The sequence below is a fragment of the Alteromonas sp. ASW11-130 genome (genome assembly GCF_026183735.1).
In the GTDB taxonomy this organism is placed as follows: Bacteria; Pseudomonadota; Gammaproteobacteria; order Enterobacterales; family Alteromonadaceae; genus Alteromonas.
Genome location: NZ_JAPFRE010000015.1, coordinates 332,753 through 347,999 on the forward strand (window position 1 = coordinate 332,753; position 15,247 = coordinate 347,999).

Annotated in this window: 13 protein-coding genes; 6 read left to right on the forward strand and 7 right to left on the reverse strand. The window is 44.2% G+C overall.

The window, feature by feature from the left end:
• Window positions 1-138: 138 nt before the first annotated feature.
• Together OPS28_RS04575 and OPS28_RS04580 are read right to left on the reverse strand one after the other, a co-directional pair.
• Window positions 139-1,023, reverse strand: a complete 885-nt coding sequence (locus OPS28_RS04575) for an ATP-grasp domain-containing protein (RefSeq protein ID WP_265608259.1) — start codon at window positions 1,021-1,023, stop codon at window positions 139-141.
• Window positions 1,024-1,554, reverse strand: coding sequence for a hypothetical protein (locus tag OPS28_RS04580; RefSeq protein WP_265608260.1), 531 nt, complete (start codon window positions 1,552-1,554; stop codon window positions 1,024-1,026).
• A gap of 300 nt (window positions 1,555-1,854) precedes the next feature.
• On the opposite strand from OPS28_RS04580, the gene OPS28_RS04585 reads away from it, so the two are divergent.
• The 3 genes from OPS28_RS04585 (at window position 1,855) to OPS28_RS04595 (ending at window position 4,990) form a co-directional block, all read left to right on the forward strand.
• On the forward strand, window positions 1,855-2,739 hold the full coding sequence (locus tag OPS28_RS04585) for a mechanosensitive ion channel family protein (RefSeq protein ID WP_265608261.1): 885 nt from the start codon (window positions 1,855-1,857) through the stop codon (window positions 2,737-2,739).
• Complete coding sequence (locus tag OPS28_RS04590) at window positions 2,736-3,707, forward strand: zinc transporter ZntB (protein WP_265608262.1); 972 nt, start codon at window positions 2,736-2,738, stop codon at window positions 3,705-3,707. The genes OPS28_RS04585 and OPS28_RS04590 overlap by 4 nt, the downstream gene beginning before the upstream one ends.
• A 545-nt stretch (window positions 3,708-4,252) precedes the next feature.
• On the forward strand, window positions 4,253-4,990 hold the full coding sequence (locus tag OPS28_RS04595) for a glutaredoxin (RefSeq protein ID WP_265608263.1): 738 nt from the start codon (window positions 4,253-4,255) through the stop codon (window positions 4,988-4,990).
• A gap of 14 nt (window positions 4,991-5,004) precedes the next feature.
• On the opposite strand, the gene OPS28_RS04600 is transcribed toward OPS28_RS04595, so the two are convergent.
• The 5 genes from OPS28_RS04600 to OPS28_RS04620 form a co-directional block, all read right to left on the reverse strand.
• On the reverse strand, window positions 5,005-8,097 hold the full coding sequence (locus OPS28_RS04600; protein WP_265608264.1) for an efflux RND transporter permease subunit: 3,093 nt from the start codon (window positions 8,095-8,097) through the stop codon (window positions 5,005-5,007).
• Window positions 8,098-8,107: 10 nt separating this feature from the next.
• Complete coding sequence (locus tag OPS28_RS04605; RefSeq protein WP_265608265.1) at window positions 8,108-9,262, reverse strand: efflux RND transporter periplasmic adaptor subunit; 1,155 nt, start codon at window positions 9,260-9,262, stop codon at window positions 8,108-8,110.
• Window positions 9,263-9,525: 263 nt separating this feature from the next.
• Entirely contained in the window at window positions 9,526-10,125 is a 600-nt protein-coding gene (locus tag OPS28_RS04610) for a DNA-J related domain-containing protein (protein WP_265608266.1), read from the reverse strand.
• 98 nt (window positions 10,126-10,223) lie between these two features.
• Window positions 10,224-10,427, reverse strand: coding sequence for a helix-turn-helix domain-containing protein (locus OPS28_RS04615; RefSeq protein ID WP_265608267.1), 204 nt, complete (start codon window positions 10,425-10,427; stop codon window positions 10,224-10,226).
• Between the two features lie 8 nt (window positions 10,428-10,435).
• Window positions 10,436-10,957: a DUF2975 domain-containing protein gene (locus OPS28_RS04620; RefSeq protein ID WP_265608268.1), complete on the reverse strand. Its 522-nt coding sequence runs from the start codon at window positions 10,955-10,957 to the stop codon at window positions 10,436-10,438.
• Window positions 10,958-11,225: 268 nt separating this feature from the next.
• Here OPS28_RS04620 and efpL point away from each other — a divergent pair, with 268 nt between their 5' ends.
• From efpL to OPS28_RS04635, 3 genes are all read left to right on the forward strand, one after another.
• Complete coding sequence (gene efpL / locus OPS28_RS04625) at window positions 11,226-11,801, forward strand: elongation factor P-like protein EfpL (protein WP_265608269.1); 576 nt, start codon at window positions 11,226-11,228, stop codon at window positions 11,799-11,801.
• A gap of 412 nt (window positions 11,802-12,213) precedes the next feature.
• Complete coding sequence (locus tag OPS28_RS04630) at window positions 12,214-12,867, forward strand: ABC transporter ATP-binding protein (protein ID WP_265608270.1); 654 nt, start codon at window positions 12,214-12,216, stop codon at window positions 12,865-12,867.
• Window positions 12,851-15,247, forward strand: coding sequence for an ABC transporter permease (locus OPS28_RS04635; protein ID WP_265608271.1), 2,397 nt, complete (start codon window positions 12,851-12,853; stop codon window positions 15,245-15,247). The genes OPS28_RS04630 and OPS28_RS04635 overlap by 17 nt, the downstream gene beginning before the upstream one ends.

Genomic DNA, 15,247 nt, shown 5'->3' on the forward strand with positions numbered 1-15,247 from the left:
GTCCATACAGACCATTCCTTTTGCTAGAAAATCCCTCGTCACTACCGCGTAAGCGGTAGTCTCCGTAGTCCATTCCTTCCTATTGGCAGGCTAGATAACTTACGAACTTACACACCGCTCCACAACACGAAATACTTTTTAGACGGCGTGCAAAACGGAATCTTCCATTCTCTGCGTAAACGCTTCGACGAAACGCTGTGGGGATTGAGCATCAAGGGTGAAATACAGTGATGGTTCAATTAACTCCAATTCCATAATCGCCCACGTTTCCTCATAGCGAATCAGATCTACACGGGCATATAAGGCTGTATCGGGCATAGCATTGAGCGCTTGCTCGGCTGCTCCCAGCATGTCATCGTTTGGACTACAGACGGCCAACTGCCCTCCATGCTCTTCCTGTACGCGAAAATCACCTGAAGCTGGGCGTTTTAAGATTGCGTGGCTATAGTTACCATTAAAATAAAATAGTGAATACTCACCTTCTTTTTCGATGTTATCTAAAAAAGGTTGAACCATTAGCTGACGGTTAGCGAATATTTTCATTAATTCATCGCACTTCGCATTGAGTTCAGCCAAAGACAGTTTAAATGTATCGTCTGCATTAGCGCTGAGGGTCGGTTTGATAATCAGATAGTCAGTGTTCCAATGTCTAAACTGAGCTTCAATTTTATCTTTTTCAAAACATGACAACCAACGTGTAGGAACAACCATCGACCCGTGTTTTTGTAGATCTTTTAAATAGGTTTTGTGCAAGTTCCATCGCTGCAAAGTAAAGGTGTTTTCAAGTTTAGCTCGCGACTTATCAATTTCGTTAAGTGTCTTTAAAAATGCCTCTGGGTGTTGTTGATAGTCCCAGGTACTTCGCACAATGACTGCTTCATACGCATCCCAGTTAATATCTCGACGGTGCCACGAAATCGTATCTACATGCCAGCCAGCTTGAGCGAAAGGGGCAATCAATAGCTCGTCGTATACGAAGAAGCCTTCCAAGTGATCAGTAGATAAAAACGCTAACTTTTTCATTTATAGCTCTATAATTAGTTTTTCGTCACGAACGGCCATACTTTTCGGTAGTTGATGTGCAAAAATACCCAGTTCCATGTCATTTAAATCAAGAAGCAATATGACAGGCAATACCTTCCCCTGAATAGCCTCAACGCCTTTTAACATGCCATTAGAGTTTGCCATATTGTTTTCGATAACATTAAGATCCGAAAGGATAGGGTTTTCAATCTGTAACTCTTTTTTGGCCCGACGCCATGCCAATTGTCCGCTAACTTTTCCACGTGCAGTAATCGTTCCTGCCGTTCTTTCAGCTTTCACTGTAACGATCATACTCACATCGTTATTCGCCACACCCAAATCTACTTCAGGATCGGTGAAGGTTAATATCATACCTTCATAGAGTTGGGTTTGGGGAAAGGACGCTTTTGCCATCATATCGACATCTTTTTCAGAAAGCTTTAATGTAAATGCCAAAGCCGCTGTTGTAGTGAAAATCAGGCACAACATCGCGGTTATTTTTGCAAGTTTTAGATATGAGCTATAGGTCATTATTTTGTCTCTTCTTGTCTTATGAATAGCGCCCTAATTGGTACTGCACTTTGCTATCAGTCGGTTCAACGTTGGCTGTGATTAGTATCAAACTTGTAATAATTACTGTTCAACAGAATGTGCCTTGTTTATCTTTTCTCTCGCTCCATGTTATGAAAATTCAGTGACACAAATGCGAGCGAAATTAGCGCTGAGCCTACATTATTGCGAATGGGTATAACTTGGCAAGCGACTAACCAACAGTCTATCATGCTCAATCAGATTAAAAATCAGCATAGTTAGTGAACGAGAGAATTGCGCGTGCAAGAATTTTTAGCCGAAATTAAGCAATACCTTACCTTTGAACTGTTTAGGCTGTTTAATCACTCCTTCACGTTAGGGGATCTACTGTTTATTCCAATTATTCTTATTGTAGGCTCCTGGATAATAAAAAAACTCGCACATTTATCGACTTACCGATTACGTAAAACGGGTGCCAGTGCTGATACGGTTCATTTGTTCAAGCGCATCTTTTATATCATTGCTTTTGCCGTCCTGATTGTGACCATGTTGGAACTACTCAGCGTTCCTCTTACAGCCTTTGCGTTCCTTTCAGGTGCTATCGCGATAGGCGTTGGTTTTGGCGCACAAAATATTATTAACAACTTTATTAGCGGCTGGATTTTGATGTGGGAGCGTCCTATCCGTATTGGCGATTTTTTAGAGGTTGATAATGCGCGCGGTTCCGTTGAAGCCATCAATACACGTTCTACCCGCATTCGCCGTATAGATGGGGTGCATATGCTCATCCCAAACAGTAAATTATTAGAAAACACAGTAATAAACTGGACATTAATTGACCGTCTGACACGAACTTCAGTAAAAGTCGGCGTAGCGTATGGTTCGCCGTGCAAAAAAGTGGCAGAACTAATCGAACAAGCGGTAACAGACCAGGACGATATTCTGACCGAGCCTAAACCTGTAGTAATTTTTGAAGACTTTGGCGACAACGCCTTAGTATTTGAGACGTACTTTTGGGTCAATGCCACGGTGGAGCGGGACTTAAGAAAAATACGCAGTGCGGTACGGTTTGCCATAGATGAACTGTTTGCTGAAGCAAATATCGTCATCGCCTATCCGCAGCGTGATGTGCATGTAGATGGCGCCCTTACCCTCACGCGACCTAAAAAGGAAATTAACGGATGAACACGCCAACGTCAGAGGCCCTGTTATGGGCCTACCTCATTAAAACCGACGGTACCAGTCAAATACTTTCGCTGCAAGATTTCCCGTTTACGTGTGCCGCCAATGAGTACGTGTGGGTGCACCTATGTTCAGATGTGGCTGAAGTTGATAATATCATGCGCACACTTCAGCTTTCCGCTACGGTGGCAGATAAACTTGCAGCGCCCGTCACCCGTCCAGGCACTATTATAGTGGACCATGGCACCTTAATTTACCTGCGTGGAATAAATAAAAACCCAGGGGCGGCTCCTGATGATATGGTGTCGTTGCGCGTGTGGCTTTCGGATAAAATGATTGTTACTGCCAGACGAACCGATCGTGGGTTGATATCAATTAATGAAAACAGACAACAAGTGGAAGATGGTTACTCCCCCGCTTCGTCTACGCATATGCTTATTCAGATCATTGAGAATTTAGCAGACAAAATCCACGAGACCGTCGAACAACTGGACGACATTTTGGTCGAATTTGAATTAGGTGATCATCTAGACCGAAAAGCGCGCATTGCCTTAGGTGATTTGCGACGCAGAGCGGCGTCTATTAGACGATATCTCGCCCCTCAGCGGGACGCATTAGATGCAATGTTCAGACTTCCCCACCTAAGTAACGAACAGATGTTCGAGCTAAGAGAGCAGACTGAGCGCGTTACCCGCTACATTGAAGATCTCGATTTAGCGCGTGAAAGAGCAATGGTGTTGCAGGATGAATTACGCAACACTATTGCGGATCGTCAGGGTATGCGCATGTATGTTTTATCCATGGTTACCGCCATCTTTCTGCCCCTTTCATTCCTTACCGGTGTGTTTGGAATGAATGTGGCCGGCTTACCCGGAACGGAATCTCCTGAAGCTTTCACTATTCTCGTGGCCGCTATGGGTGGCCTAGCAGTAGCAATGCTTATTGCCATGTTATGGAAACGTTGGTTATAGCCGCCATAGTTGAATACGTTTGCTTTACCCTTTAAAAGGGAGTGGGTACCCCCTTATCTGGGTCGCTCAGAGTTCGCATTCATGGCTAATTTGCGCGACCAATACAATTACCCAAAGCACGCTTTACCTCAGCGAAGATACAGACTGTCCGCGCAGAGGAACCTTCTTTTGTTTGCAAGGGTCTTGATCAATAAGAAATCATAATTAGTTGTATATGTTTTCCAGAGGAATGGCTCGGCAATACCAGCAGCCGCCTGCATATAAATGGAACGTGAGGGAATATTCATCTTTTTACCCTGTTTTCCCCCCTTCCGTTACATTAGCCCTACCTAAATCGACATTAAATATGGGTGGCTTTCCATCTGAGCATTACCACCTGAGCACCTTTCATTGCTGCCCAGTTACTAATTTGTGTGAAATTTGGGCCAGAAAAAACTTACCTGCGAATCAGGTCGCACACTTATTTATTGTGATCTTCTATATAGCGAGCTTCTTATCTACCCTGTCACCACACGATTATCGCCCGTTTCCAATAAGGAGTGAAAATGACTAAGCAAGCAACTCTTTACCGTATGGTTTCTGATGAACATCTTTGCCCTTATGGCCTTAAGTCGAAAGATTTACTGGAACGAGAGGGTTATAAGGTAAACGATCACAAGCTAACCTCACGCGAAGAAACAGATGCGTTTAAAGCAAAATATGGGGTAAAAACAACACCTCAGGCTTTCATTGATGATAAGCGTATTGGCGGCTACGACGATTTACGCGAGTATTTCGGAAAAGGCGAAGAAGGTCAGCAAGGCACTACGTATACCCCAGTCATAGCCATATTTTTAATCGCTGCGTTATTCGTGGCCGCACTGCTATTCTCTTCGCGCTTACCCGTGGCAATTGAACCCACTATCTTGCATTTTGTAGCTTTTGCTATGGTGCTACTGGCATTGCAAAAGCTTCAAGATATAAATTCTTTTGCTACCATGTTTATTACCTATGACTTACTGGCGATGAAGCACCTACGCTACGCCTATTTTTACCCCTTTGCTGAAGCTTACGCGGGATTAGCAATGCTCGCTAAGTTTCCTATCCTAGCAATCGCTCCCGTATCAATATTCATCGGCGGTATAGGCGCTGCTTCAGTAATAAAAGCGGTATACGTTGATAAGCGGGAATTGAAGTGCGCCTGTGTAGGAGGAGACAGCAACGTTCCTTTAGGATTCATTAGTTTGAGCGAAAACTTGTTTATGCTTGGCGCTGGCCTTTGGATGTTAACGAAGTTGATGTAGTTAAGCGGCGCACCTTAGCGCCGCCTTAATACCTTTTCTACTGCTACGTAGAACATAGGTACAAAGAAAATGGCCAGGAAAGTAGCCGCCAGCATGCCTCCTATTACCGCGATACCTATGGCATTCTGCGCAGCAGCGCCTGCACCGCTTGCCAAGGCTAGGGGCGACACCCCCAAAATAAAGGCCATAGACGTCATGATAATGGGACGAAAACGTTGTTTGGCCGCGTTGGCTACCGCCACCATCAAATCTTCACCATGGGAAACCTGCTCGCGGGCAAACTCAACGATCAAAATAGCATTCTTTGCTGCCAACCCAACCGTGGTCAGAAACGCCACCTGTAAATAGATGTCATTCGGTAAACCAAAAAAGTACGCAGCAGTTACCGCGCCCAGAATACCCAGCGGTACTACCAGGATTACGGCGACAGGTACAGCCCAACTTTCGTAAAGCGCCGCTAAACATAAAAAGACGACAAGTACAGAAATAACATACAGCATGGGTGCTTGATCACCCGCTTCCTGTTCTTCATAGGATAACCCCGTCCATTCGACCCCAAACCCCTGAGGCAGCTGGTCAACTATCTTTTGCATTTCCTGCATGGCCTCCCCCGTAGAAACACCAGGGGCGGGGTTGCCTTGAATGTTTAAAGAGCCTATACCATTAAAACGTTCCAACCGAGGTGATCCATACGTCCACTCGTAAGTAGAAAACGCGCTAAATGCCACCATATCGCCTTCTTGATTTCGCACATACCATTTATCTAAATCCTCGGGATTCATACGGTAAGGTGCATCAGCCTGCAAATAGACTCGTTTTACTCGCCCCTGGTCAATAAAATCGTTAACGTAGCTTGAACCCCATGCAATTTGTAAAGTGGCATTGATTTCACTTAAAGGAATACCCAATGCAGAGGCTTTTTCATTATCAATATTAATTTTAAACTGGGGCACGTCACTCAGACCATTAGGTCTTACCCCCATCAGTTTTGGATTTTGCGAGGCCATACCTAATAACTGATTGCGCGCGTCCATTAGCGCTTCATGCCCTAACCCACCGCGATCAACAAGTTGCATACTGAAGCCTGTTGCGTTACCTAATTCCATAATAGGTGGCATCATAATAGGAAACGCCATGGCATCCTGAAATTGCGAGAAGGCTCCATAGGCTTGATTAGTTATAGCAAAAGCACTTTGGGACTCGTCCCGTTCGTCCCAGTCTACCAAATGAACAAAACCCATAGCAGCGTTTTGCGCACTTCCCGCGAAACTAAAACCGACGACCGAAAACATATCCTGCACAATCTCTTCATGTTGATTAAGGAAAAAGTCTTCGGCTTTCTTTACTGATTCTAGCGTACGTTCGGCGGTTGAACCGGGTGGCGTGGTCAGTATCATCAAAACACTGCCCTGATCTTCGTTCGGTAGAAACGAACCGGGTAAACGCATAAAAATAACTATCATCCCTGCTACCAGTAAACCATATACCATAAAGAAACGTTTAAAGCGGCCTGCCATGTAAGAAGCGGAGCGCTGGTATTGGTGACGCCCTCCGTTGAACATCCGATTGAAAGCGCCGAGAAGCCCTTTACTTTTCTCATCATGCGGAACATGTTTTTTTAGAAATGTTGCACAAAGGGACGGGGATAAAATAATGGCAACGAGCACTGAAAATATCATCGCCGACACCAAAGTGATAGAAAATTGGCGATATATAGCCCCCGCCGAGCCGCTGAAAAATGCCATTGGTATAAACACTGTCGACAACACGGCGGCAATCCCCACAAGCGCACTACTGATCTGGGTCATGGACTTTTTGGTTGCCTCTTTAGGCCCAAGTCCTTCTTCTTCCATGATGCGTTCAACGTTTTCTACTACAACTATCGCATCATCTACCAGTAAGCCAATTGCCAATACCATGGCAAACATGGTTAACACATTGATGCTGAAACCGAAGCTATAGAGCACCGCAAATGTTCCCAATAAAACCACGGGGACCGCTATAGTTGGGATAAGAGTTGCGCGCCAGTTCTGTAGAAACAGCAACATTACCAGGAAAACCAGAATAATGGCTTCGATTAGGGTTTGTACCACCGACTTTATCGAAAGCTCGATGAATGGTGATGAATCCAGCGGATACACTACCGTGACCCCTTGCGGTAAAGTTGACTGTAGTTCATTAACCCGCTGTTTTACTCGTTCAATGGTGTCAAGTGCATTGGCACCTGCTGCCAGGCTCACTGCCATCCCCGAAGCGGGGTGCCGTTTGTAGCGCACGATCGCATCGTACGATTGCGCCCCCAACTCCACTCTAGCAACGTCCTTTAAACGTACTTGAGAGCCATCGGTATTGACACGTAAAACGATATTTTCGAAGTCATTCACCGAATGTAACAGGGACTGAGCCTGAATGGTGGCAGTAATTTGTTGGCCTTTGAGAGCGGGCATCCCACCTAGCTGGCCAGCTGAAATATCCGTATTTTGCGTTCGCACGGCATTTTGAATGTCAACTGGCGTCATGTTAAAGCTATATAGCTTGGCAGGGTCGAGCCAAATACGCATTGACCGTTGCGCACCGAACACCTGGACGCTACCTACACCATTCACCCGCGAAATAGGATCACGAAAGACCGATACCAACATGTCACTTAAATCAAACTGCGAGAAAGTAGCGTCCTCGGAATAAACCCCCACAACCAATGCAAACGAATTGTTGGCCTTCGTAACGGTCACCCCTTGTTGCTGCACTTCCTGCGGAAGCAACGGAATTGCCCCTTGGACCTTATTTTGTGTTTGCACCTGGGCGATATCCGGATCAGTTCCCGGTGCGAAGGTCAATGAAATGTTCATTGCGTTGTTAGCACTGGTAGCAGAAAAATAGCGTAAATTGTCGATACCCGACAGGTTTTGCTCAATAATTTGAGTAACTGAGTTTTCAACAGTTTCGGCTGACGCGCCTGGATAACTTGCGCTGATACTGACGGAAGGCGGAGCAACTTTAGGATATTGCTCGATCGGTAGAGAGCGAATTGCCAGCAAACCAGCCAACATAGTAATTATGGCAAGCACCCAGGCAAATACAGGGCGGTCGATAAAAAAATTAGCCATGCGGTTTCCTTTATTGACCAGATGATGCTGATTTACCTGAAGAATTTACTCCCCAGGGTTGTGGGGATACATCCATACCAGGTTGTACTTTCTGGTAGCCGGTCACAATAATGCTTTCTCCTTCCGACACCCCTTGGTGCACCACATATTGGTCGCGATAATTTCCTTTGACTGAAACAGCCCGGGCTTCAACTTTGTTTGCATTGTTAACAATAAAAACCACCAGCGAGCCATCGGGTTTACGGGTGGTGGCGCGTTGAGGAAGCAGCAAGGCCCGCTCTGAAGACATTTGAATCTCAGCTTTAACAAACATTCCCGGCATGAGCAAACCCTCGGGGTTAGGAGCGACTGCACGCAGGGTTACGGCCCCGGTCGACTCATCTACCGTGACTTCTGAGAACTTAAGCTGTGCTTGGTGCGCGTATCTTTCACCCGTTAAATTATTTAATACCAAATCGACCGGCAACGAGCCGGTCTCTCTCATCATTTTTCGAATTTCCAGCACTTCTTTGCCTGAGCTTTGAATATCCACAAATACTGGGTCTAATTGTGTAATGGTTGCCATTTGCTGGGCCTGATTGGCGTTCACCAACGCACCTTCAGTGACTTCAGAACGGCTTATTTCGCCGTCAATTGGTGCATACACTTTGGTGTAATCCAAATTAACTTTTGCCAGCTCAGTGGTTGCCTTGGCCACGCTTATTGCAGCCTTCGCTTGAGCAAGTTGTGCAATAACATCGTCGTTTTCTTGCTCGCTGATAGCATTTTTACTAATAAGATTTTTGTATCGCCCTGCGCGTGCTTCGAGTGTTTCCAAATTAGCTTGTGCGCTTTCTAGATCGGCTTTCGCACTATTGTACTGTGCCCGATAACGCGCATCATCGATTTGGTATAGCTGTTGGCCTTTTTTAACTTTTGCGCCTTCTTCAAATAAACGCTTAACCACCACTCCATCCACCTGCGGCCTTACATGGGCTTGTTTCGACGGCACCACCCGGCCTGGCAACGTGGTCGATAGCGTTACGTTTTGGCGGGTAAGTTCCATTACTGAAACCGCAGGAGGTGGCATATTTTGCCCTCGCGATTGCTGTGGGCCTGATTCTTCGGCACAGGCAACTAACAACGAAACAGCAAAAACAGTAATAACTCTGTAAAACTTGTACATACGAAAACCTAAATATTTACCATTCCGGCAAAGTGGCGGGGAAACGTAAAAAATACGCGTTGAGAAGAACTTAGTCAATGAAGGTAAATTGAACCCACGCTATTTGACGATGAAAATTGCGAAGTGATTAAAAAAGCCGACGGGAACGTCCGCTTATTAGAATTAGATTAATCGTAGAGTGGTTCGGTAAGATGTAGGGAAGGTTACGAATAGGCCTCATCCCAAGGTAATATAGGCTAACCAGTCATCTGTATCGTTAAACCTCATTCATTTACACACTTTAGCAGGAGTTGAAAGGCAGACATTATCTCTTTTGATCGTTCAACATCCCCTCCCTTGTCTGGATGAAATCTATGTTGCATACGTTTAACTCGCTGTTTGAGAAATGGCTTAGTTATAATTTTTTCTGTGGGAATTTCGAGTACCTTTTTAGCGCGGGAAATATCAGTTTCATCCACACAATGTGTGCCTGCCATTTGTTGCCAAAAGCTATCCAGCATCTCATCCACATCTGTCTCACTCGTTTGGCTAAAATTGTTCCAATCCAAATAGTAAGCCGCTACCGAGTCGTGTTTAGCTATCCCTTCCTGATTTTGGACATAAGGTTTAAGCACAATGTTGGTTACGTGAATATTCAACATACCGGTTTCATCCTGTCGCCAACGCTGTTGAAGCTGGTACAGCGCGTTAAACAAGACAAAGTGCGTTTGAAATAATGCCAGGGAATTATTTAGCGCCCGCTCATCAAATAACTTAAACGGTTCAGCTTGCAATGCTTGAATAAGCTTATATTCACTGACACCTTCTTTGAAAATGCCGTGAAAGTGCTGAAGCGTTTCTAGCAGAATGTTATGTTGATTCACGATGACAAAAGCTCCAGGCTCTTAATACTGTATTTTTATCAAAAAAAAGCGATATCAAATTAACAAAGACAATTGCACTACGACAGTCTTTTCTTATTCTATTTTTTATACTCTATTAGCTCACCGGGTTGGCAACATAGTTCTTCACATATTTTTGCCAACGTCGAAAAGCGTATCCCCTTTACTTTTCCATTTCGAAGCAGCGATAAGTTTTGTTCGGTAATGCCGACTTTTTCAGCCAACTCTTTACCCTTCACTTTTCTTTCTGCCATTACCACATCCAATTTAATCACTATTGACATGTAAGCCTCTAAGCAAACTGCTTGTTTTCTGTTTCAAACACCCTTGCTTTAACGACTAACTCGCTGATAACCCACATTATACCCGCCAGTACAATAATCTTTAGCTCTTCGCTACTCACTAGGAAAGCCAGCACTTTCTCACCCGTCGGATGATTAAACGAAAGGATTACACTGGAAAATGCATAATGGATGGGTCTCGTTATAGCTTGTATGAAAATAAGCAGTGCGAACCATCGCAGGTTTTGGCTATTGCTGTGGTTGAACAATTCCCCTTTAGCGAAGTTTTTGAATGCTTTGCTGAGCACATACAAACTAACCAATCCTATACCATGGTAGATAAAAGTAACGCTTAGTAGTGCATACCACTGGGCCAAACTTACCGTATCCCACTGAATAGGAAGCGATAGGCTCGCTTTGGTAAAGTGTGCTAAAGAGTCTACATTAACTATGAAATAAAGATAAACGACCGGCGTAACGCATATCACGGTGATACAGGCCCAAACGATAACTTTTGAAATAGCCGATAACATAAAACCCCATTAATATTAAATTAAAACAGTAATATATTATCGTTTCACAATAACTTTACAAGTCAACTCTTGTTCCTTTTCCCATTAATAATGGGCACAGCTCAATAGAAATTGGAAAGGCGTAAACAGAAATGGTTAATACAACTTCTGCTAATTATATTCACTGCCCTAGAAAGTCGCTTTCGCTGCGATGAAAAATAGAAGAGAATAACTCTTTTACCTCATTACGCCTGATAACGCTGGCGTTTTTAATGACAGGATAAGATATATGCCAAAGGCAAGTGAAATCAAAAAGAATAATACTATCGTGTTTGACGGTAAAACCTGTATCGTCAGAGATATCGAGCGCTCTGTTCCGCAAGGTCGAGCTGGCGGCAGCATTTACCGCATGCGTATGTATGACGTGGTCACAGGCGCAAAGTTTGACGAAACATTTAAAGATTCAGATATACTGGAAATGGCAGATTTAGTGCGTCGCCCTGCTATGTTTTCTTACATGGATGGCGACGAATATGTGTTTTTAGATAAAGAAGACTACACACCCTATCACCTGCACAAAGACAGTATTGCCGAAGAAGCATTGTTCTTTAATGAAGAGACCGATGGCATTCAGGTTGTCATTGTAAGCGATGCGCCAGTAGCAATTGACTTACCTATGAGCGTTGAGCTGGAAATTATTGAAACAGATCCCTCTATCAAAGGTGCATCTGCAACGTCGCGTACTAAGCCTGCAACGTTATCTACCGGATTGGTTGTCCAAGTGCCTGAATACATCAGCACCGGCGAATGGATAAAAATTAACACGGAAGAGCGCAAATTCCAGAGCCGTGGCGATAAGCATTAACGAGATCAGAATAATTTCTACTTAGTACTTAGTACTTAGTACTTAGTACTGAGTACTAAGTGTGGCTCCGCATTCGGGTGATTAATACGATACAGGGGGTGAAATACATATTTCTATGCATACCCCTTTTTTTACCTTTTGTACGGTTACCAAAAAGGAAAAACAAACGGTGTGCAGCGGAACCACTGTTATTAAGTACAACAGGGTGCGAATAACCACTTAAAAGTTAGCTCATAATATTCCCTTCGCATTAATTAGCGAAGGGCGTTGCGCTGGCTATAGGCCTACTCAACCACTGCAATACTGCTAAAGCGCTAGAATCGATACGCTCTTCGCGACTAAGCGCACAATTCGTTTAATGGAATGAGTTTGAATTGACATGCTAAGCTAAGGAAAAGCTACTGAGGCAGATATGATTGAAGTAAAAAATGTGTGCTTTAGCCGCGCGGATGGCAGCCAAACACACACTATACTAAACGCGCTTAATTTGTCAGTACCAAAAGCCGAGCATATGGCTCTGCTGGGTGACAGCGGTTCCGGCAAAACGACTCTTTTACATTTGTTAGCTGGCCTGCTACAACCTGATAGTGGCGCGGTAAAAGTGAATGGCCAAGAACTTACTCGCCTAAACGAACATGAGCTTGCTTTCTACCGACGAAAAATCGGGCTGATCTTTCAGCACTATCAGCTCCTGGAATGTCTCACCGTGAAACAGAATATAATGTTTCAGCACAAACTAAATTTCCCTACCCAGAACGCGGATGAGTTTGATCAGCTTGTTGATGCTTTAGGTCTAGCGCACAAACTTAGTGCATTGCCTCACCAGCTGTCAGGCGGCGAGCAACAACGTGTAGGTATAGCGAGGGCTTTACTCCATCACCCTCACCTTGTTTTAGCCGATGAACCCACTGGCAATTTGGATTTAAAGCGCTCGCATCAAGTGGTGCAATTATTGACTGAGCTATGCCGCGAGAGACAAATTAACTTGATCATGGTTACCCACAGCCATCAGTTATCTGAATATTTCCAAAATGTAAAAACGCTAAAAGATGGGCAACTCGATTAGTGAAATCCGGCTGGTATTATCCAGTCATTTAGCCTTTTACCGTAGGCATCCGTGGTTAATTGCACTCTTCGTACTTGGATTAAGCTTGGGAAGCGCACTTTTAACCGCCATCGCTGGGCTAAATCAGGAAGCCCAAAATCGCTATCAAGCGTCATCCGCTTTGATAAGTAATCCGGTTACCCATTTTGTTAAACCACTCACTGGGACGAAGTATATTGACGGTTCATTGTGGATTAATCTACGCCGTTTAGGTATGACGAACGCACAGCCCGTTTTACGCGGCACACTCAAAACCGAAGAAGGCCGTTCACTGGCTATTCAAGGTGTAAATACGTTGCTCTGGTTAAATAACGAAAGGACTGGTGGAAAACATTCAAAACAGACTAGTGTCGAAAATTCGTTTTTAAGCTTGCTGGTAGACGCCCAGTTTGCTCAACGCCTTATCACCGACCAAGGCGACAAAATACCACTAAAGCTTCAAAAAGACCGTCGTCAACCAGATTTACACTTCGTTGAGGACATTGGCCTGTGGGCCCTTACGGATCTGGCCACCGCTGATTATTTACTGGATGCAAAAGGACAACTTAGCTTTATTGAGTTATCTGAATTAACAGAGACGCAAATAGTCACGATAAAAAACGTAATCGCTGGTAAAGCTCAACTGGTAGAGGCAGAACACCAAAATTTCAGTCTTCTATCAGAAGCATTTTTCTTCAATTTAACCGCCTTAGCTATGCTTGGTTATATTGTTGCTGCCTTCTTAAGTTTTAACGCCATAAAGTTAACACTAACTGCACGAAAAAAACTTCTTACCCAAATGCACTTGCTTGGATGCACCAAACAGGCAATCGGTTTGAGTCTACTCATCGAGCTTATTACCCTAAGTTTGTTTACCGCCCTCTTAGGGACCGCAGGCGGCTATTTTATTTCCAACCTACTGGTATTAGATATAAATAGAACGTTGGTCGGGTTATATGATCTCGACAAAGCACTTATCATTAACTGGCAGTGGTCAAAAGTATTGTTAGGGTTTGGCTTAAACCTTGTTGCAATGGCGGTGATCTTATTGTCGCAATCTAAACAAATTAGCAAATTTAGTCGCCCCGCCTTTTTTAGCAGCTTTGCAATCTGCGTAGGGGGCGGAATATGGTTGTTCTATAACGCTGCAACTGAGTACCAGGCGTTGCTGTTGTGCTTGTGCATTTTAACCCTGTTCATTTTATTTACGCCCAGGTTATTGCAACAAATAGCGTCTTTACCCATCGCTTTCACCAGCCCACTCGCCCAATGGTTACACGCAGACACCCGCTTTCACGTAAAAGAATTACATGTGGCTATTGTGGCTATCTTAGTGGCGCTTGGAACAGCACTAAGTATGCAGATAATGGTAAAAAGCTTTGCCGTGACATTAGATAACCATCTCGAAAAGCAACTTAGTGCAGACATATACTTACGCACTGATGCAGATAATAGAAATTTACGTAAAGCGCTGGACGCCCAGCCTGAAGTCACTCTCGTCAGTATTTACCAACAAAGCATGGGTAGTGTAAACGGTATCCCCGCCACGCTGGAAAGTTTCGGAAATACCCCCGAGCATTACCAGCATATCAGCTTAACATCTGGCGCCAAGGTGTCGCTTTCCAGCTTTAAACCAAAGGGTTGCTTAGCGAATGAACAGAGCGCAATAAAATTCGGTGTAAAGCTGGGAAGCTTAGCTTATTTTACTCAAAATGAGATACGAGTACGTTGCCGGATATCAGGTTTTTTCTATGATTATGGTAACCCTCGCATTAAGTTGCTAACGCTTGAAGAAGTCCATAACCATAGCGCCTTACATACCGAATTTATTGGTTATTCTATTCGCCTTAAAGAAGATTATTCGGTAGACAATTTTAGTGAGCGTTTAGTCAATACATTTGAGCAGGATAGTACCCAAATTTATGTTAATCAGCGCTTTAAACGTTATGCCAGCGAGTTATTCAATGACACATTTGTCGTCACTAAAATACTCAACGGTTTTATTCTCGCTATCGCACTTATCAGCTTGTGCACAAGTCTTTTGAGCCTAAGCACTGACCAGCTAGAGCAGCTATCGATATTACACAAACTTGGCGTGACCCAGACTCAGTTATGGATAATGAAATTATCGCAGACCGCGCTTGTTGTATTGTTTACTACACTACTTAGTCTGCCTTTAGGGTTTGTCTTAGGTTGGGTGTTGCTTAAATATGTGATGCCAATTGCATTCGGGTGGACCATTCACTTCAATCCTGACTTGCCCGCGTTGGGGATAACCTGTTTAACCCTGGTGGCTATTTCTACTGCCTGCGCGTATTTACCCATAAGAATGCTAACAAAAGTAGATAAGGGAGCCACGTGA